At 38.3% G+C, this 778-nt stretch carries 2 protein-coding genes; both read left to right on the forward strand.

Annotated features, from left to right (window positions below; all coding sequences use genetic code 11):
- Window positions 1-349, forward strand: a 349-nt coding sequence (locus tag ACTHUR_RS13420) for a UvrB/UvrC motif-containing protein (RefSeq protein ID WP_440399026.1), incomplete at its 5' end; no start/stop codon positions are given.
- Between the two features lie 65 nt (window positions 350-414).
- A partial coding sequence (locus ACTHUR_RS13425) for a hypothetical protein (protein ID WP_440399027.1) occupies window positions 415-778 on the forward strand: 364 nt, incomplete at its 3' end.

A 778-nucleotide genomic window follows, 5' to 3' on the forward strand; every position in this document is an offset into this window, starting at 1 on the left:
GTACGCCGACAAAATTACCGATTCCATGAAAGCCGCCATCGATGAAACCGAACGCCGCCGCGAAAAACAGATTAAATTCAACGAAGAACACGACATCGTGCCGCAGCAGATTAAAAAACAGGTCAAAGACATCATCGATGGCGTGTACCACGAAGAAGACAGCGGCAAAGGCCGTCTGAAAGGCAAAAACAAAGTCAAAGTCGGCGAGATTCACAATGAAGAAGACGCGATTAAAGAAATCGCCAAACTGGAAAAAGCCATGCAGCAGGCAGCTAGGGATTTGCAGTTTGAAGAAGCGGCTGTGTTGCGGGATAGGATTCGGGGGATTAAAGAGAATTTGTTGTTTTAACTGTGCTATACTTTCAAAAATGTTATTTCTCACAATAAATACCTTATTTATGGATGATAAACAAAATGCATGGTTATAATGATTATCCACCACATTTGTTTTATAAAGGGACAGTAAAAATATCTGTTATTTTGGAGCAAGCGCAAAGAGATACAAATGGTATAAATAAACTTAATAAAGTTCACGAGTTATTTGGAACGCCCGCTGTTGGGCTTGTTGCTAGGATTCGTAGATACATAAATGGGGAAGCTTTAAAAATGCCAGAAGCAATAAATAATGAAAAATATCCATTTAAAGCAATTAAATATGCTCACTGTACCGATTGGGATAAATTCAATGAAGAAAATGGTTCTATTAATGATTTAGCTCATTTACGTGCTTATTTTTGGGATTGCAACCCATATGGTGAGGAACTAATGTGTATTACAC

It is taken from the genome of Neisseria sp. P0021.S007 (genome assembly GCF_051956855.1).